This window comes from Phytoactinopolyspora alkaliphila (genome assembly GCF_010550695.1).
In the GTDB taxonomy this organism is placed as follows: Bacteria; Actinomycetota; Actinomycetes; order Jiangellales; family Jiangellaceae; genus Phytoactinopolyspora; species Phytoactinopolyspora alkaliphila.
Map to the genome: position 1 here is coordinate 114,117 of NZ_JAAGOB010000013.1, position 16,299 is coordinate 130,415.

A 16,299-nucleotide genomic window follows, 5' to 3' on the forward strand; every position below is an offset into this window, starting at 1 on the left:
TTTCTTCGTGCGATACCAGGCCTGCAGGCATGGTGAAGCACGAGAAAGCATGGTTTACATGATCATTTTGGAGGGGGCGGGGTGGCGACGCCGCGCAGATTGAGCTCCTCAGAAAAGTGGCAGGCGGCGAAGGTGCCGTCGCCCACGTCACGCAACGGCGGCTGCTCCTCCGCGCAGATCGGTTTCGCGTACCGGCACCTGGGGTGGAAGTAACAGCCGCTGGGCGGATCGGACGGGTCGGCGACGTCACCGGAGAGCACGATCCGGTCCCGTCGGTCCCTCAGCAGCGGGTCCGGCTTCGGCACAGCGGACAGCAGCGCTTCGGTGTAGGGGTGTTTCGGGTTCGCGAACAGTGTCGCCGTGTCCGCCATCTCGACGACCTTGCCGACGTACATGACGGCGACCCGGTCGCACAGGTACTCGACTACGGAGAGATCGTGCGAGATGAACAGGTAGGTCAGCTGGTGCTCCACCTGCAGATCCTGCAGCAGGTTCAGGATCTGCGCACGCACCGAGACATCGAGCGCGGAGACCGCCTCGTCGGCGACGACCAGCCGAGGGTTCAGGCTCAGCGCCCGGGCGATCCCCACCCGCTGCCGCTCGCCTCCGGAGAACGCGTGCGGGTACCGGCTCATGTACTCGGGGCGCAGGCCGACGTCGCGCAGCAGGGCGCCGACGCGGTCCTCGAGCTCACTGCCGGAGGCGATGCCGTGGATCTTCAGCGGCTCGCCGATGATGTCGCGCAGCGTCATCCGCGGGTTCAGGGAGGACTGCGGGTCCTGGAAGATCATCCGGATGTCGCGCCGGTACCGCTTGAGGTCGCTACCTTCGACCGTGGCGATGTCCACGGGATCGGAACCCTTCGCGTGGTACGCGATCCGGCCGCCAGTAGGCTGGTGGGACCGGACAATGCACCGCCCGGTGGAGGTCTTCCCGCAGCCGGACTCGCCGACAAGACCCAATGTCTCGCCCTCGCGAATGAAGAAGCTCACGCCGTCGACGGCGCGCACGTGACCCGTGGTACGGCGGAGAAACCCTTCCTTGATAGGGAAGTGCAGCTGAAGCTCCTCCACGTTCAGCAGCACCCGGTCCTGTGGCCCGGCCAGCGAACCGGTGGGGAGAGTCTCGGTGCTCATCGGGTGTCCTCCTCGGCGCCGCCGTGCAGCAGGCAGCGCACCTCGCGCCGGTCGCCGAACTGGATCGGCGGCGGTACGATCCGGTCGCAGGTGCCGGGCATGAACTCGTCGCAGCGGTTGTGGAACGGGCAGCCGGCGGGCCGGTTGTAGGGATCGGGGACCATTCCCCGGATCGTGTCCAGCCGGGTCCGCGGGCCCGTGCGGGCACCGAGTCCGAGCTTGGGTATCGAGCGCAGCAGCGCCCGGGTGTACGGGTGTTGCGGGTTGTGGAAGATCGACCTCACGTCGCCCCGTTCCACCGCCAGCCCCAGATACATCACGACGACGTCGTCGGCCATCTCGGCGACCACCCCGAGGTCGTGAGTGATGAACATGATGGCCATGCCGTAGTCCGCTTGCAGCTCGTGCATCAGCTCCAGGATCTGCGCCTGGGTGGTGACGTCGAGAGCCGTGGTCGGCTCGTCGGCGATGAGGAGGACGGGGTTGCAGACCAGCGCCATCGCGATCATGGCACGCTGCCGCAGGCCGCCGCTGAGCTGGAACGGGTAGGAGTCGAAGCGCTGCTTCGGCTTCGGCACCCCGACGCGCTGGAGAACGTCGACGGCGCGGTCCTTCGCCTCGGCCTTGGAGAGGTTCTCGTGCACGTGTACGGCCTCGACGATCTGGTCACCGATGGTGTGCACCGGGCTGAGCGACGTCATCGGCTCCTGGAAGATCATCGCGATGTCGCGGCCCCGGATGTCGCGGATCTCGGCACCCTTCGGGTCCAGCTTGGCCAGATCGACGATCTCCTCCTCACCGGTGAGGGCGGAACCGTTGCGCAGCCGGCGGCGGAACAGCATCTCACCGCCGACGACGCGGCCCGGCCGGTCGACGATCTGCAGGATGGACCGGGCCGTGACACTCTTTCCGCACCCGCTCTCGCCGACGACGCACAGGGTCGACCCGCGGCGGATCTCGAAGCTGGCTCCGTCCACGGCCTTCACCAGCCCCTGGTCGACCGGGAACTGCGTCTTCAATGACCGGACCGACAGCAGCGAGTCCTGCGCGAGATCCGCTCCGACGGCGGCTTGCATGCTCTTCGTCCCCACTGGTTCACCCGAGCCCATCACTTGTTGTAGGGGTCTGCGGCGTCCCGCAGCCCGTCGCCGAGGAAGTTCAACGCCAGCACCGTGCTCACGACCGCCGTCGCGGGCACGATCAGCACCCAAGGGGTGTGCGCTATGGACGGGATGTTTTGCGCCTCTCTGAGCAGCACGCCCCAGCTCACCGTCGGTTCGGTGAGTCCCAGCCCGAGGAAGCTCAGCGCGGTCTCGGCCAGGATCATCGCCGGGATCGCCAGCGTCACCGCCGCCACGATGTGGCTGGTGAACGACGGCAGCATGTGCCGGAAGATGATCCTGGGCCGGCTCGCGCCGTCGAGGACGGCCGCCGTGACGAAATCCTCCTCACGCAGTGAGAAGAACCGGCCGCGCACGACCCGCGCCAGGGTTGTCCAGCCGACGATCGAGAGGATCACCGTGATCGCGAAGTACACCTGAACCTGTGACCATGACCGAGGCAGGGCGGCAGTCAGTGCCATCCAGAGTGGTATCTCCGGAATCGAGCGCAGGAACTCGATGACCCGCTGGATCGCCGAGTCGATCCATCCGCCGAAGTAGCCGGAGATCCCGCCGAGAATCACGCCGAGAACCAGTGCCATGACCACGCCGATCAAGCCGATGGACATGGAGATCCTGGTGCCGTAGATGACCCGGCTCAGCACGTCACGCCCCAGCCGGTCGGCGCCGAGCAGATACATAGGCGCCTCCGGATCGGTGGTCCCGAAGAGGTGGATGTCCGTGGTGAACAATCCGAACAGTTCGTACTCGTGCCCGCGTACGAAGAACCGCACCGGGTAGACCTGCTCCTCGTCGGGGCTGAACGATCGCCGCCAGGTCTCCTCGTCAGTCTCATACTCCAGGCCCTTGACGTGCGGATTGAACCGCGATCCGTCGGGGGTCTCCTCGAACAGGTGCAGCCGCTGCGGCGGCGCGTGCTGGTAGGCGGCGTTGTGGTCGGACGAGTGGTACGGCGCGATGAACTCCGCGAAGACGAGCAGCACGTAGACCAGGAGAATGAAGATCCCGCTGGCCATCGCGAGCTTGTGCTTGCGGAACCGCCACCACATCAGCCGCCACTGGGAGGCGGTGTACAGGTTCCCACCGGACCCCGCGTTGCCGGCCTCGGCGATGCCCTTCCCGGGGCCGGTGGGCGATCCCACCGGCGAGCTCGCCGGCGGCGCGGCGCCGAGCGGCGTCGTCTCCGCGAGCGGATCGGTCTGGGAAGAGGGTTCGATGTGCGTCATCGGCTCCCCACCTTGTCGTACTGAATGCGCGGATCAAGCCAGGCCAGCAGGATGTCGGAGAGCAACGTTCCGATCAGCGTCAGCACGCCGAGCATCAGGATGAAGCTGCCCGCCAGGTACATGTCTTGGCTGCGCAGGGCCCGCAGGAGCAACGGCCCAGTGGTTGGCAGGTCCAGCACCACGGACACGATGATCTCACCGGAGATCAACGTAGGGAGGGTCCAGCCGACCGTGCTGATGAACGGGTTCAGTGCCAGCCGCACCGGGTACTTGGCGATCAGCCGCCATTCCTGCATCCCCTTCGCCCGGGCCGTCGTCGTGTACGGCCGGTGCAGCTCGTCGAGCAGGTTGGCTCGCATGATGCGGATGGTGCCCGCGGCACCCGCGGTGGCGATCACGATCACCGGAATCCACATGTGCTGGAACAGGTCCCACAGCTTGCCGATACTCCATGGGGCGTTCTGGTATTCGGGAGAGAACAGCCCGCCCACACTCTGCCCGAAGTACCGGAACGAGATGTACATCAGGACCAGCGCGAGCAGGAAGTTCGGGATGGCCAGCCCCACGAACCCGACGAAGGTCCAGAAGTAGTCGCCGATCGAGTACTGCCGGACCGCCGTGTAGGTGCCGATCAGGAACGCAACGAACCACATGAACAGGGTGGACACGACGGCCAGGAGCATGGTCAGGGTCAGCCGGTCCCAGATGAGGCTGGACACCGGGCGGCGCCACTCGAAGGACTGCCCGAAATCGCCGCAGCACACGATGTTGGAGATCCATTGCCAGTACTGCACGTGGAACGGCTGGTTGAGACCGTAGCGCTCCTCCAGCGCGGCCAGATGCTCTCGCGCAACAATCGCATCCTGCGCGCCCATGCCGGCCGCGTAGGTCGTCAGGAAGTCTCCCGGTGGGAGCTGGATGATGAAGAATGACGCCAGCGAGATCAGGAACAGCGTCGGGAGCATCACCAGCACGCGCCGGGCGATGTATCTGAGCATCTGGTGCCCGTCTCCTTACTCCAGGTAGACCGCTGCGAGGCGCTGAGACGGCGCCTCGCAGCGGTTCCGGCCGTGGTGCGGGCCGGTGGGTGGACTCGCCGTCTACTCCTCGATGAAGTACTGGATGGTGTTGGACGGGCCCGGCGTCGGCCAGGACGTGGAGTTGAACATCTGGTCCGGGACGTTGTGCATCTTGTTCGTCACCACGCCGATGCCCTCCGGCGGGGAGCTGATCCCGATCGAGTAGAACTCGTCCTTGAGGATGTCCAGCAGGTCCCGCATCAACTCGACCTGCTGGTCCGGGTCCGCGGTGACCAGGATCTCGTCGTACAGCTCCATCTGCCGGCGCGGGCCCTCGGGCGGCTCCTCGGCCTTGGGGTTGTCCGGGTTCAGGTACCACTCGCCCCACGCGGAGGCGAAGTCGGCAGCCTGAGTCGACGGGAAGTACCAGTGGGTCTGCATGAACGGCACCAGCCCGCCGCTGCCGGTCCACACCGTGGCCTCATGCTCGCCGTTCTCCCGCACGATCTCGGTGTGCAGCGAGCGGCTGATCCCGTTGAGCTCCATCCGCACGCCGACCTCGTCCCAGTAGCCCTGCACGAGCTCGAGGGCGTCCGTCCAGTCGTCGTTCACGTCATTGGCGAAATCCATGGTGATGGTGATCGGCTCGCCGTCGGGACCGATCCGGCGGCCGTTGGAGTCCATCTCGTAGCCGGCATCGTCGAGGTACTGATTGGCGAGGTCGACGTCGTACTCGGTGTACTGCTTGGCCAGCTCCTCGTCGTAGAAGAGCTCGGACGAGGGCGACATCTGGTAGGGCTCACCCTGACCGTAGAAGACGAGATCGATGATCTCCTGCCGGTTGATCGCGTGCGAAAGGCCGATCCGGAAGTCCTTGTTCCGGAAGATCTCCCGCTTGGTCTCGTCCGGCGTGGTCTGATTGAGGTGGATCGCCATCGTGTTCATGTGGTCGGGCTGCATGGTGACGACGTGGTAGTCGTTCTGCTCCGCGTTCTCCATCACCAGTGCCCGGTCCGCGGGGCCACCCACGGTGCGCTGGAAGTCCAGCTCGCCACTCATCGCCTGCAGCTTGATCAGCTCACTGTCTTCCACCAGCTGGACGACGTGCTGGTCGATGTAAGGCAGCTGGTTGCCCTCCGGATCGACCTTCCAGTAGTACGGGTTGCGCTCGAACACCACGTCAGTGCCCTGGCCGAACGGCTGGGTGACTTTCCACGCGTAGATGACCGGCAGGTCTGGGTTGCGCATCGGGTCGGACTTGTCGACGAACAGGTCCACCCAGCTGCCGAGGCTGGACTCGGCGACCAGGTCGTCGAGATCGTCGTCGTTGTAGTCGGCATGGAACTGTTCCATGTAATGGCGGGGCATGGCGGTGAGCTTCTGGGTCGCCCACTCGGCGACACTCTGCAGGAACAGGCCGTGCGGCCGGCTGAAGGTGAACTTCACCGTGTAGTCGTCGATCGCCTCCACCTCGGGGGGCCCGCCGCTCACCAGGAGCCGTGGGTCCGCGTCCGCGGTGAGGTCCTCATGGAAGTAGTAGTCCTCCACCGCGAAGACGATGTCGTCCGCGGTGAACGGTTCGCCGTCCGACCAGCGGATGCCCTCGCGCAGGAAGAATGTGTACTCGGTGCCCTCGTCATTGACCTCGACGTCGGTGGCGATGTTCGGCGTCGTTTCGGACCCGCCTTCCCACTCCGGTGTCCAGTTGAACAGCCGCTCGTAGCCGATGTGCCGGCGCTCGGTGACCTCGAGCTCGTACACCTCGGACTCGGCGCGGCGCCAGGTGCCGCCGTAGACGCCGATGCGATCGACGACGTCGACCACCAGCGGGTCTGTGGGCAGCCGTTCTTCCAGGGGCGGAAGCTCGCCGTCCTCGACCATCTGGGCGAGTTCCGGTGCTTCGTGCTGCCCCTCGGCGACGGCGTCGTCTTGCTCAAGAGGAGGCAGGCTGTCGTCGCCGTCCCCGCCCGTACCCGGACTGCAGGCGGCGGCGAGAAGCGCTGCGGCCGGTATCAGCGCCAGGACGCGATACCAGCGTTTCGTGAAGGTCGTGGTCGTCATGGGCGTGCTCCTTGCCGATATGCGTCGGGGACGAGTTGAAGAAACCGGACGACTCTGACGACATCGTCCTGTCGATCATGCTAGATGTCAATCGTTTGGAGAGATTTTCACGCAAAAACGCTCACCCGGTGATCAGGAAGTGGTCGGTCGATGGCCGCCGCGTTAACCGTGGATGACATGCGTTGACGCATGTTGTTTACGGGATGTCCGGTGGTGGGGCGCGTACGTGCGCCGTACTGGTCGAAGTGATCACTATCGTGCATACTGTGGGCGAACGGTGACCGTTTCGAGACGTGCCGCAGGAGGCTCTCATGATCACTGGAACCGTCCTCGATGTGATGGCCTTCAACATCTGGCACGGAGGCAATCTCGACAAGCTGCACGCGCACGGTTTCGCGGAACAGAACAAGAGCGAGCTGCTGGACTTCCTGGCACACGAGCGGCCCGACCTGATCTTTCTGGTCGAGACGTACGGGCTCGGGGAGCGCATCGAGAAGGCACTCAACCGCGACACCGGGGACGGCCGGGTCTTCACCGGCGTACCGATCACCCGCGAGGCCGGCCAGGCGGCTGATCGAGACAATCTCTGGCTGTTCACCTGGCTGCCGGTCGAGGAGGTCTACCCGGTGATCAGCCAGCCTCCGGTGACCTCGTTCAATTTCGGGGGCGCCCGGCTCGTGCTTCCTGGCGGCGGCCACCTCCACGCGTTCACGACGTGGATCTCGCATCTCGCCAACTCCTGGGGGCCGCTGAACCAGACCGCGCTCGAAGCCGCCATGGGGCTGGAGCGCACGTACACCGACGCCGACCTCGCCGCCAGTGACGACGAGCGCCGGCGGGAGATGGCCAGGATCATCCTGGAGGACCGGTTGCCGCGCTACGTTCGCGACGACGCTCCGGTGCTGCTCGGCGGTGACTTCAACACGCAGACGTCCCTGGACTGGACCGAGGCGCATGCCGGCGCGCCGCGCCACGAGGGTCTCGTCCTGCGCTGGCCGGTGATGGAGATGTTCGCCGAGGCGGGCTTCGCCGACACCTACCGGACGGCGCATCCCGACGCTGCGCGGTATCCGGGGCGCACCTGGACGGCCGGCCACTCGTTCATGTACGCGCCCATGCGGCTTGACTACCTGCTGGCCCGCGGTGACGTGGACGTGCTGGCGTCGTGGACCCGGACTCGCCGCCTGCCCGGGCACCGCGGTGGCGACCTCGACGAGCTGTATCCCTTCTACTCCGATCACGGCGCCGTGGTCTCGCGCCTGCGCTTCGGCGGCGACCGGCAGGGCTACGAGCCGTCGCGTGAGCCGCTCGTCGAGCCGCCGGCACCGGAGATGGAGGCGATTCCCGCGCCGCCCGCCGGTACTCCGGTGCCCGTCACGGAGATGTCCGCCGAGGCGTCGAGCGCCGCGCGCGAGCATTCGGCAGCACTGGCCGTCGACGGTGACCCGAGGACCTACTGGCATTCCGGCGCAGGCCCCGAGACGCCGGAGCCGCACCCACACCACCTGACGCTGGATCTCGGGCGTGAGCGGACCATCGCGGCCGTGCGGTACCGCCCGCCGATGAGCACATACGAAGGGATCGTAACCCGGTACCAGTACCTGGTGAGCACGGACGGCACGACCTTCGAGCCGGTGGCGTCGGGTTCGTGGGCTCGTGACTCACTCCCGAAGGACGTGACCGTGGCCGGCGGTGTGCGGGCTCGCTACCTGCGTCTGTCCGCGCACGCGGGAGTCGCAGGATTCACCGCGGTGGCCGAACTCACCACGTATGAATGACTGGTGGTCACGCGTCACTTGGACATTCGTTGACAGGTAGTGAGTGGTTTCGCTCGCTTACGCTCATCCAACCCTTGACCGATCAGAAAACCGCTCGTAGACTCCCGAGCCAACACCCGAAAGTGAGTGTTTCTGCTCAGTAGCGACTGGATTCCGTCGCCGATCGACCCTGTGCGGAAAGCGCTCCACCGGTACGAGGAGGTACCCGTGCGGCTGCTTCGCGTTACGCTCCCCGCCCTCGCTGTCGTACCGCTGGCCGCGGCATTCGTCGCCGTCGCGCCAGCACCGGCAGTCACCGAAGATCTGGAGAAGCCAGAGGTGATCCTCGAGGAGGACTTCTCCGGCGACGGCATCCCAGAAGGCTGGAACCCAGTAGAAGGCGACTGGGAGGTGGTCGACGGGCGCCTGGTGGGGCACAGTCAATCATCCTCCCAGCAATCCCGGATCACGTTCGGATCGCACGAGCGGAACTTCCGCGTGGACGTGACGGTCCGCTTCGAGCAAGTGGTGAACGCTGCGCGCTGGACCGCCGTGGCGCTAGACATCGCGCCAGACGGCTCGACACCGTGGTGGATCGCGACCATGCGCAGCGGGACGTCGGCGCACAACGGCCTGGAGTTCGGCCAGCGCACCACGTCGGACTCGTGGAATGTGACCAACACGGCGCCAGCCCCCTTTGACGCGGGAGTGGGACAGGATGTCCAGGTGGCTGTCGAGGTACGTGGTAGCCGTGCCACCTGGATCTTCGATGGCGTCCCGGTGATGAACACCTCGGCACTCCGACGATCGGAGGACGGCGTGCTGGGACTGATAGCGAACGGAGCAACAGTGTCCTTCGACGACGTGGTCGTGACCCAACTGGACGACGAGCCGATCACTCGCCCCATCGGACCGGACTCCGTGCCGGCGGTTGTGGCCCATCGCGGCTACTCCGGCGTCAGTCCGGAGAACACGCTCGCGGCGATCGAGTCCGCGCTGCGCACGGGTGCCGAGTATGTGGAGATCGATGTCCACAGCAGCGCCGACGGAGTGCCTCTGCTCCTGCACGATGCCACGTTGGACCGCACGACCGACGGTAGCGGAGTGCTGGCCGAGGTGGACTCGGAGTACGTGTCCGGTCTGGACGCCGGTTCCTGGTTCTCCTCCGCGTTCGAGGGCCAGCCGGTCCCGACCTTCGCCGATGTCCTCGACTTGATGCGGGGCCGGGCGCCGACCCTGCTTCTGGAGATCAAGGGCCCTGAGACCTACGACGAGCTGGTCACCATCATCGACGTCATCCGGGAACGGGACCAGCTCGACCAGGTGATCCTGCAGAGCTTCGACGAGCAGGTGCTGCGGGACTCCAGGGACATCGAGCCGGAGCTACGCCTTGCCCTGCTGCGCTCCACGCTGGACGCCGACCCCGTGGCGGTTGCCGAGGACTTCGGCGTGGTGGCCTACAACCCGTCGTGGGCGCGGCTGCAGGAGCGGCCCGAGGTGATCGCTGATCTGCGTGAGGCGGGCATCGCGGTCATGCCGTACACGATCAACGATCCACACCAGTGGGAGATCCTGCGCGACCTCGGGGTCGACGGTGTCATCACCGATCATCCGGGCCGCCTGGTCGGCTGGAACGCGCGCCATGTGCAGACCGTTCCCGACGAGCCGTCAGTTCAGATCGCCTCTCCGGCGGACGGAGCCACCCTGACCAGAGGTGACGTCATCGTTCCGGCGGTGATTGCCGAGCGCGCCGACCACGTCGAGATCACTCTTGGCGGCGAACCGGTCACCGAAGGCGCGGCCGTGGACGTCAACACTCTGGATCTGGGGGAACTCGTCGTCGCTGCCGAAGCGCGAGGCGTCGGTGGAGTGGCCGAGAGTTCGTCCTCGGTCACCATCGAGGCGTCGCCCGCTGGCCTGGTGCACCTTGTCACGGGCCCGGACATCCCCGCGCAGCTGCGTGACCAGCTCCTGCGAGCGATCGATCGTGAGGACTGGGCGCGGGTCGCGACATTGGCCGAGAACGGTCAGGGCGGCCATCGGCTGCCAGAGGACATCGCGGAACTCGTCGCCGGCGACGCCCGCGCACTCGGCTGAGTCTGGCGATCGTCGCCGCGTAGAGCGCCCTGAGCCACATGCCCAACGCGGCAACGACCACCAGAACACGTGACTTTCCGGCTGACGATTACCAAGAGGTAGGAGCCCCATGAAGATCACACGTACGCTGCCGGCCGCGGCCGTCGCAGCAACCATGGGCCTGCTGCTCGCCGCCTGTGGCGGCTCGGGCGGCGGCGACGACGACATCGGCACCATCAGTTTCTACTCGCCCGAGACCGCGGACATGACCGAGGAGATCGCTGCCGCATTCGAGGATCAGGTCGGCGGGAACGTGACGGTCACGTCGGGGGGAACGAACGAGATAGTCAACCGGATGCTGGCCGAGCAGGACAGCCCGCGCGGCGACGTCTGGTACGGCGGCGGCGGGTTCATGCCGTTCGAGTTCGCCAAGGAGAACGGCCTGCTGGAGCCGTTCACTCCCGATGTCGTCGGGGATCTGGAGTTGTTCGACGGTCCGATCCAGATGCGCGAAGACGAGTGGCATTGGATCGGTGCCGACATCTTCGTGCTCGGGCTCGCCTACAACACCGAACTGGTGAGCGCGGACGAGTTGCCTCAGACCTGGGAGGAGCTTGCGGACCCGCGGTGGAACGGCGAGATCCAGCTGCCGAACCCGGCAGCCTCGGGCACGGCCACGCTCTTCGTGCTCAGTCAAGTGATGTCGCAGGGCGAGGACGCGGCATGGGACTACTTCGACAGCGTCGTGGAGAACGCCAGCGCTATCCCGGACTCCGGAGCCGGTCCTACCCAGGCCGTGGCGCAGGGTGAGGCCTCGCTCGGGGTTGCCTTCGAGTTCATGCCGTACCAACTGCAGGAGCAGCAGGGCGCGCCGGTGGATTTTCACATCCCCGAGAACACTCCCGTCCTGGTCAACCCCATCGCGCTGATCGCCGACGGGCCGAACCCCGAAGGCGCCCAGCAGTTCGTTGAATGGTTCCTCAGCACTGAGGGGCAGCAGATCCGGGCAGACTGGCATTACCTCGTCGCCAATGACGAGGTCGATATGCGCATCCCGCTGACTCCGGCGGATGTCGCAGGACATGCGATGGATCTCGACGTCGACTGGGTGTCGGAGAACTACGACAGCATCCGCAACGCCTGGGCGGACCGGTATGGCGGCTGATCGCGCGCTAGCCGTGGAGCCGGTCGGGGACATGAGCGCAGCGGACGCCGAAGGCTTCCTCGACTTGCGGAGGCTGACCAAGAAGTTCGACGACACGCTGGCCGTGGACGACGTGAGCGTCAGCATTCGGCGGGGTGAGTTCTTCGCGCTGCTCGGTCCATCTGGCTGCGGAAAGACAACCACGATGCGCTGTGTGGCCGGCTTCGAGGAGCCGACGTCGGGTGAGGTGCGCATCGCCGGGCGCGGTGTCACGGGCCTCTCGCCAGCGGAGCGGGACACCGGCATGGTGTTCCAGAACTATGCGTTGTTCCCGCACTACGACGTCTACCGCAACGTCGCGTACGGCTTGCTCATGGATCGGCTCAATGGAGGTGGCGCATCTCGGAAGCTGAGTGCGCTGGGGAGCCTGGCGAACAGCCGGCTGGCGCACCGGCAGCCGGAAGTCCGTGACGAGGTGGCGAAGGCCCTGGAGCGGGTCGATCTCACCGGCTACGAGCGACGCAAAGTCAGTCAGCTCTCGGGTGGCCAGCAACAACGGGTGGCTCTCGCCCGGGCACTGGTCAAACGGCCGTCCGTGCTGCTGATGGACGAGCCGTTGTCCAACCTGGACCGTAAGCTGCGCACCCAGATGCGGTACATGATCCGGGACATCCAGCAAGAGGTCGGCATCACGACGATCTTCGTCACTCACGACCAGGACGAGGCCATGAGCATGGCCGATCGGATCGCCTTGATGCGGGACGGCCGTATCGTCCAGATCGCCGAGCCGACACAGCTCTACGAACGCCCGGCGACCCCGTGGGCAGCAGACTTCGTGGGCACGTCGAACCTTCTCCCGGGAACCGTTGCCGGCCGGGACGACGCTCTGACCGTGGTCGACGTGGCCGGGTCGACGCTGCGATCCGAGGACGCGTGGGGAGGCGGCGGCACATGTGAGGTGCTGATCAGGCCCGAGGCGTTCATCGTGTCCCGGGCAGACAGCGGGTCCCGGGCAGACAGCATGGAGCCGTCGGTTCCCGCAGGAAACCGGATCGGAGGCAAGGTTCGCCACGTCGGTTTCCTGGGTGCCATCGTGCAGTACGAGGTGGAGACCCGGGCCGGCCTGGTACGGGCCGAGCACTCCTTTGCCGGGGCGTCGTCGCTGATGGGCATCGACGAGGACGTCGTCCTCGACGTTCACCCTTCCCGGGTTCGGCTGCTCACCCCCGAGGCGCCGTCGTGAGCGGCGTGGACACCCGCCCGGCCCCCGCGGCGGCCGACAGTGAACAACGCCGCCCGGGTGGCAGGGCAACTGGCTGGTTGCGCGCCAAGCTGGACACACTCGGTATTGTCCGGCTACTGGTCTGGGCGTTCTTTGCGGTCTTCTTGCTGGTCCCCTTAGTGTCACTGGTGGTAGTCAGCCTTACCGGTCAGCCCGCGAACCTGCTCGGTGCGCTCATCGACGGTCAGATTCGCGCCACGAACCTGGACCGGCTCGGGGACGCGTCGTTCGCGACGTTCATCGACACCGTCACCCGGCCGGCATACGTGTCCGCACTACGCAACAGCCTGGTGCTGGCGACGTGGGTGGCGGTGATCACCACACTTCTGGCGATGCCGATCGCGTATGGGATCGCCCGGACGGCCATGCCGTTCAAGCGCGTGCTGATGGTGCTGTGCACGGTGCCGATCGTCATTCCGACGATGGTGGGCGCGGGCGGCCTGATCATCATGTTCGGCCGTTCCGGCTGGGCCACCGCGCTGTATCAGCGGCTGGGCGGCGACGGAACGATCTTCAACGTGAACTCGATGACAGGCATCGTCTTGGCCATGGTGTTCTTCCTGTTTCCCTTCGTCCTGTGGCCGATGGTCGCGGCGTTCCGGGTCGCTGACGTCTCGGTCGAGAACGCCGCAACGAACCTGGGAGCCAGGGGGCTGACACCGTTCTTCACCGCGACTCTGCCGCTTGCCCTACCCGGTGTGATCTCAGCAGCGCTGCTGATCTTCGCGATCGCGTTCTCCGACTTCGGCGCGGCGATCGTGCTGGCGCCGCCAGATCTCAACCTCATCGTGGTGCAGGCATACCGGGAGATCGCCGGATTCTTCAACTGGGCGGGCGCGTCGGTCCTGGTGATCGTCATGACGGCCGTCGTCGCGGCCTTCTTCGGCCTGCAGAGGCTGGTGCTGCGCGGCAAGGGCTATGGCACGCTGACCGGCCGGGGCGCCGTGGTGGAGCTCAACCGGTCGAAGGGGCTGTGCCGAGGATTGGCGATCTACACCTCGCTGGTGGTCCTGCTTCCGACCCTGGTGCTCGCGTCGGTCTTCGTCATGTCCTTCGCCCGGCGTTGGAGCTCGAGCCTGGTGCCGCAGCAGTGGACGCTGGCCCACTACGAGCGGGTCTTCGGCCGGGGATTCGACAATGTGATCAACAGCCTTGTCCTCGGCGCTGGCGCGCTGCTGGTGTGTCTGGTGGCAGGCACGTTCATCACCTACTTCGTGCACCGGAACAAGTCGACCGGACTGGACTTCCTGACCACCATCCCGCTGATCGTGCCGGGCATCGCCTTGGGCATCGCGCTGATCCAGTCCTTCAACGCTGCCCCCCTCATGCTGACCGGCAGTGCTTTCCTCCTCGTGGTGGGGTACGCGATCCGCCGGTTGCCTTACATGTTGCGATCCACGGCGGGGAGCATGCAGGCGATCGGCAACGAGGTCGAGGAGGCCGCCGGGAGTCTGGGCGCGTCCCGGTTCGTGGCCGTGTCGACAGTCATCTTCCCGCTCCTTGCGCCCGGTCTGCTGGCGGGCTCGATCCTGGTGTTCGTCACGGTCATCAAGGAGACCAGTCTCACCGTGCTGATGGCGCCCGCCGCATGGCAGCCGATGAGCTACCGGATCTTCGAGGCGCTGCACCGAGGGGAGATCTTCACCGCCTCCGCATTGTCCGTGCTGCTGGTGGTGATCGTCGTGGTGCTCCAGCAGATTGCTTACAAGTTCAGCGGCGGCATGGGCAACCGTTGAGTTGGTGCTATCAGTGGAAACAAAGAAAAACGGGGGTTTGACAGATGAATATCGTCGTTGATCTGGACGGCACGGTCTACCGGGGCGACGAGGCGATACCCGGCGCCGTGGCGGGCCTGAAGTTGCTCGCCGAAAACGGCCACCAGTGCGTCTTCGTGACGAACAACTCGCTGTCGCCGGGTGCGTATTACATGGCGAAGCTACAGCGCCTCGGCGTCACACTCGAGGCGCATCAGATGCTCACGGCCAGTGAGGCGATCGCGACCCGGCTGCTCGAGCTCTACGGCGCAGGCGCGGCGGTGTTCGTCGTGGGAGCGCCGGCGCTGCGTGCGGAGATCTCCGGGGTGGGGCTGCGAGTGGTCGACGACCACACCCAGGCGGAGGTGGTGGCGCTCGGATGGGATCGCGAGTTCACGTACGCGAAGCTGGACGCGATCTGCGCGGCCGTATGGAACGGCGTCCCGGTGCTCGCCACCAATCCTGACCCCACCTGTCCCTTGGTGGATGGGCAGGTGCCGGACTGCGGTGCCCTGATCGCGGCGGTCGAGACAGCCACCGGCCGGCCGATCGACGAAGTCGTGGGCAAACCGTCGGCCCGGATGGTGAAGCTGGCCCTGGCCCGGTACGGTGGCACGCCGGAGGAATGCTGGGTGGTCGGTGACCGGCTGGAGACCGACGTGAAGATGGCGGCCGACTGCGGGGTGAGCTCCGCACTGGTACTGAGTGGCGCCACGTCGGCGCAAGCCGCTCGGGTTGCGGCGCTCAAGCCGACTATGGTGTGTGCAGATCTCAACGCGTTCGCCACGATGATCGTCGAAGGTGCGGAGGAAGCGTCGTACTCAGGCGGTTAGCGCACGGCGATGAAGAAGAGGACAGGCAGGCCCACAGTGATCCCTGAAGAGCGTCGCCAGCGGATCTACGAGCTTCTCGTCGAGAACGGCGCCGTGCGCGTGTCGGATTTGAGCAGGGAGCTCGGCAGCTCGGAGACGACCATCCGTCGCGACCTGGCGCGGATGGAAGCCAAAGGCTTGCTCGAACGCACCCATGGCGGTTCTATCCTCACCCGGCGGATGAGTTCCGAGCCCCAGTACGACGACAAGGACGAGCTGGAGGTCGGCGCCAAGGCGGCCATCGGCCAGGCGGCGGCCGATCTGGTCGAGCCCGGTGAGGTGGTCTTCGTCAACAGCGGCTCGACCAACCGTCAGGTACTGCGCTGCCTGGCGATGAAACAGGGCATCCGGGTGGTCACCAACAACGCGGCGGCGCTGGAGGGATGGCGCGTGGGCAACGAGCTCGTGCTGTCCGGCGGGCGGTACCGGCAGCGATCCAACTCCTATGTGGGCCCTTTGGCCGGGCAGGCCGTCCGGTCGATGTTCGCGGACCGGTGTTTCATCGGGGTGGACGGTATCAGTCTCCGGCACGGCCTCACCACACCCAACGAGGGAGAGAGCGAGATCGCCCGGTTGATGATCGCGGGCACCCTGGGATCGGTGGTGGTGGTCGCGGACCACACCAAGATCGGCACCGTGGCCCGGTTCGTCTCCGCTCCGCTGGAGCGGGTGTCCGCTCTCGTCACCGACCGGCCGCTGGCCGCGGACTTCGAGGACGCGCTGGCCGAGCTCGGAGTGGACGTGGTCTACGCCGGCGAGCACCCGCCGCCTTCCCCTGAATGATCATGTAAACCATGTTTCCTCGTGCTTCACCATGCCTGCAGCCCTGGTGAAGCACGAGGAAACATGGT

Annotated in this window: 12 protein-coding genes; 7 read left to right on the top strand and 5 right to left on the bottom strand. The window is 66.1% G+C overall.

Annotation, left to right across the window (positions count from 1 at the left end):
- Positions 1 to 62: 62 nt before the first annotated feature.
- From G1H11_RS20800 to G1H11_RS20820, 5 genes are all read right to left on the bottom strand, one after another.
- A complete protein-coding gene (locus G1H11_RS20800) occupies positions 63 to 1,136 on the bottom strand; it encodes an ABC transporter ATP-binding protein (protein WP_163820517.1) in 1,074 nt (357 codons plus the stop codon).
- Positions 1,133 to 2,227 (bottom strand): ABC transporter ATP-binding protein, encoded by a 1,095-nt coding sequence (locus G1H11_RS20805; protein WP_216843989.1) that lies wholly within the window; start codon positions 2,225 to 2,227, stop codon positions 1,133 to 1,135. Before G1H11_RS20805 ends, G1H11_RS20800 begins: the two co-directional genes overlap by 4 nt.
- Positions 2,228 to 2,244: 17 nt before the next feature.
- Entirely contained in the window at positions 2,245 to 3,483 is a 1,239-nt protein-coding gene (locus G1H11_RS20810; protein ID WP_163820518.1) for an ABC transporter permease, read from the bottom strand.
- The gene (locus G1H11_RS20815) at positions 3,480 to 4,481 is read right to left on the bottom strand and encodes an ABC transporter permease (protein ID WP_163820519.1); all 1,002 of its coding nucleotides are present in this window, start codon (positions 4,479 to 4,481) and stop codon (positions 3,480 to 3,482) included. Before G1H11_RS20815 ends, G1H11_RS20810 begins: the two co-directional genes overlap by 4 nt.
- A gap of 102 nt (positions 4,482 to 4,583) precedes the next feature.
- Positions 4,584 to 6,563 carry an ABC transporter substrate-binding protein gene (locus tag G1H11_RS20820; protein WP_163820520.1) on the bottom strand — a complete coding sequence of 660 codons (1,980 nt, stop codon included), beginning with the start codon at positions 6,561 to 6,563 and terminating at the stop codon, positions 4,584 to 4,586.
- A gap of 311 nt (positions 6,564 to 6,874) precedes the next feature.
- On the opposite strand from G1H11_RS20820, the gene G1H11_RS20825 reads away from it, so the two are divergent.
- The 7 genes from G1H11_RS20825 to G1H11_RS20855 all read left to right on the top strand — a co-directional run bounded on the left by G1H11_RS20825 (position 6,875) and on the right by G1H11_RS20855 (position 16,231).
- Positions 6,875 to 8,341 carry a discoidin domain-containing protein gene (locus G1H11_RS20825; protein WP_163820521.1) on the top strand — a complete coding sequence of 489 codons (1,467 nt, stop codon included), beginning with the start codon at positions 6,875 to 6,877 and terminating at the stop codon, positions 8,339 to 8,341.
- A gap of 207 nt (positions 8,342 to 8,548) precedes the next feature.
- Entirely contained in the window at positions 8,549 to 10,417 is a 1,869-nt protein-coding gene (locus G1H11_RS20830; RefSeq protein WP_163820522.1) for a glycerophosphodiester phosphodiesterase family protein, read from the top strand.
- Positions 10,418 to 10,526: 109 nt separating this feature from the next.
- Entirely contained in the window at positions 10,527 to 11,561 is a 1,035-nt protein-coding gene (locus G1H11_RS20835; protein ID WP_174257846.1) for an extracellular solute-binding protein, read from the top strand.
- Positions 11,551 to 12,783: an ABC transporter ATP-binding protein gene (locus G1H11_RS20840; protein ID WP_163820523.1), complete on the top strand. Its 1,233-nt coding sequence runs from the start codon at positions 11,551 to 11,553 to the stop codon at positions 12,781 to 12,783. The genes G1H11_RS20835 and G1H11_RS20840 overlap by 11 nt, the downstream gene beginning before the upstream one ends.
- Complete coding sequence (locus G1H11_RS20845; protein ID WP_216843990.1) at positions 12,780 to 14,558, top strand: ABC transporter permease; 1,779 nt, start codon at positions 12,780 to 12,782, stop codon at positions 14,556 to 14,558. The genes G1H11_RS20840 and G1H11_RS20845 overlap by 4 nt, the downstream gene beginning before the upstream one ends.
- A 44-nt stretch (positions 14,559 to 14,602) precedes the next feature.
- Entirely contained in the window at positions 14,603 to 15,409 is an 807-nt protein-coding gene (locus G1H11_RS20850) for an HAD-IIA family hydrolase (protein ID WP_163820524.1), read from the top strand.
- Between the two features lie 9 nt (positions 15,410 to 15,418).
- Positions 15,419 to 16,231 (top strand): DeoR/GlpR family DNA-binding transcription regulator, encoded by an 813-nt coding sequence (locus G1H11_RS20855; RefSeq protein WP_163820525.1) that lies wholly within the window; start codon positions 15,419 to 15,421, stop codon positions 16,229 to 16,231.
- Positions 16,232 to 16,299: the final 68 nt, after the last annotated feature.